The sequence below is a fragment of the Kangsaoukella pontilimi genome (assembly GCF_009830125.1).
GTDB lineage: Bacteria > Pseudomonadota > Alphaproteobacteria > Rhodobacterales > Rhodobacteraceae > Kangsaoukella > Kangsaoukella pontilimi.
Window position 1 is genome coordinate 1 of record NZ_WUPT01000008.1, and the last position, 2,486, is coordinate 2,486.

A 2,486-nucleotide genomic window follows, 5' to 3' on the forward strand; every position below is an offset into this window, starting at 1 on the left:
CTCACACATAAAGCCCTTTTGTTTTGGCTCTGAGGGTTACGAGTGCGAGGACGGTGTTGAGTGTTGGGGTTGGTGTGTTTGTGATCTGGCCGAGTTCGGCGACGGATCGGACGAGGGCGTCGATCTCCATGGGGCGGCCGGCGTCGAGGTCCTGAAGCATGGATGTGCGGTGCGCGCCCACGGCGGCGCCGCCGTCGATGCGGCGGTCGACGTCGATGGGGAACTTCACGCCGAGCTTTTCCGCGATCTCCTGCGCCTCGACCATCATCGCCCGCGCCACGGCGCGGGTGCCGGGGTCGGTGCAGAGGACGTCGAGCGTCGCGTGGGTCAGCGCCGAGATCGGGTTGAACGACAGGTTCCCCCAGAGCTTGACCCAGATCTCGTCGCGAAGCCGCGGGCGGACGGGCGCCTTCAGACCGGCCTCTGTCAGCGCCGCAGAGAGCCTGAGCGCGCGCTCGGATTTGGACCCGTCGGGCTCGCCCAGAGAGAAGCGGTTGCCCTCGATATGGCGGACGGTGCCGGGGCGGGCGACTTCGGCCGCCGGGTAGACCACGCAGCCCAGCACCCGGTCGGGGCCGAAGCCGTCCCACTGGGCGTTGCCCGGGTCCACGCTCTCCAGCCGCGTCCCCTCCAGAGGCCCGCCGATCTTGTGGAAGTACCACCAGGGCACGCCGTTCACGCCCGAGACGATGGTGGTGTCCGGCCCGATCAGCGGCTGCATCCTGTCGACCACGGGCGGCACCGAATGCGCCTTGAGCGTGACGATCACATAGTCCTGCGGGCCCAGATCGGCGGCGTTGTCGGACGCGGTGACCTTGACCGTCGTCTCGCCCGTCTCCTCGATCAGCGTGAGGCCATTCTCGCGCATCGCGGCCAGGTGCGGCCCCCGCGCGACGAGGCTCACATCCGCCCCGGCCTCTGCCAGTTTCGCGCCCATGTAGCCGCCGATCGCGCCGGCGCCGAAGATGCAGATCTTCATCGCCTCACGCCTCTTCGGTGAGGCCGAGCTTCTCGGCGAGGCCGATCCGCTGGAGCTTGCCCGTGGCGCCCTTGGGGATCTCGTCCAGGATCACCAGTTTGCGCGGCACCTTGAAGGCGGCGAGCCGTTCGGCGGCGAAGGCGCGGAGATCGGCCTCGGTCGCGGACGCCCCCTCGCGGAGGACGATGGCCGCGGCCACCTCTTCGCCGAGCTTCGGGTGCGGCAGCGCGAAGGTCACCACCTGCGCCACGTCCGCATGGGCCGAGAAGACGCCGTCGACCTCCAAGGGGCTCACCTTCTCGCCGCCCCGGTTGATGATCTCCTTCAGACGGCCGGTCAGGGTCAGGTAGCCCTCGTCGTCGAAGGCGCCCTGATCGCCGGTGCGGAACCAGCGGCGGCCGTCGGCCTCGAAGAAGGCCTTGGCATTGGCTTGCGCGTTCCCCTCGTAGCCCGGCGTGACGTTCGGCCCCGAGATCACCACCTCGCCGGTGCCGTCGATCAGCCTGTTCTCGACCTCGTGGGCGATCCGGACGAGGGGCCCCGCCTCGACGCCGACCGAGCCCGGCTTCTGCGCGCGGGGCGGAAGGGGATTGGACGCCATCTGATGCGCGGCCTCGGTCATGCCGTAGCCCTCGATCACCGGGGCGTTGAAGGTGGCCGCTAGCTTCTCCATCACCGGCCCCGGCAGCGAGGCCGAGGAGGAGCGGAGGAACCTGAGCGGCACCTCTTCGATCACGTCGGCGTTCCGCCCCGCGCGGGCCAGGATCGCCTGATGCATGGTGGGAACGGCGGTGTACCAGCTGGGGGTCGCGTCCCGCATCCAGCCGAAGAACCTGAGCGCATCGAAGCCCGGCGCGCACCAGACCGACGCGCCCGCGGCGAGCGAGGCCGAGACCGCGGCGACCAGCCCGTGGATGTGGAACAAGGGCATGACATTGAGGCAGCGGTCGGTCTCGGTCAGCGCGAGCGAGGCCCTGATATTGCCCGCCGAGGCCGCCACATTGGCCTGGGTCAGCGGCACGATCTTGGGCCGCGACGTGGTGCCGGATGTGTGCAGGATCAGCGCGATATCGTCCGGGCCGGGGGCGGAGGTGTCGTCCGGCGTGCCGGACCGGTCCGAGGTCAGGCGGAAGGTGCCGGCGGGCGCGCCTTCGGGCACGGACAGGCTGAGGACCTGGACCCCCAGCCCGGCCGCCGCGTCCGCGGCAGGCCCGTCCTCCCCGTCCATCAGGATGACCGCCTTCGCGCCCAGATCCTCGAGATAGAAGGCGAACTCATCCGCGGTATAGGCCGGGTTCAGAGGCGCGGTCGTGGCCACGCCGGCCACCGTCACGAAGGCCGCCGCCATCTCGGGCCCGTTCGGCAAGACGATCGCCACCCGGTCCCCCCGACCGATCCCGGCCCCGTGAAGCGCCCCCCGAACCTCACCCCCCAGAGCCCGAAGCCCCCCATAGCTCAACCACTCCCGCCCAGGCGCCCCAAACGCAGGGGAAGTGTCGGGGTGGCC

General features: G+C 70.3%; 2 protein-coding genes. Both read right to left on the minus strand.

The window, feature by feature from the left end; translation table 11 throughout:
• Position 1: 1 nt before the first annotated feature.
• Positions 2-979: a 2-dehydropantoate 2-reductase gene (locus tag GQ651_RS18565; RefSeq protein WP_160765785.1), complete on the minus strand. Its 978-nt coding sequence runs from the start codon at positions 977-979 to the stop codon at positions 2-4.
• A gap of 4 nt (positions 980-983) precedes the next feature.
• Positions 984-2,486 (minus strand): acyl--CoA ligase (locus GQ651_RS18570; protein WP_227258376.1); only part of this gene is annotated, 1,503 nt, incomplete at its 5' end.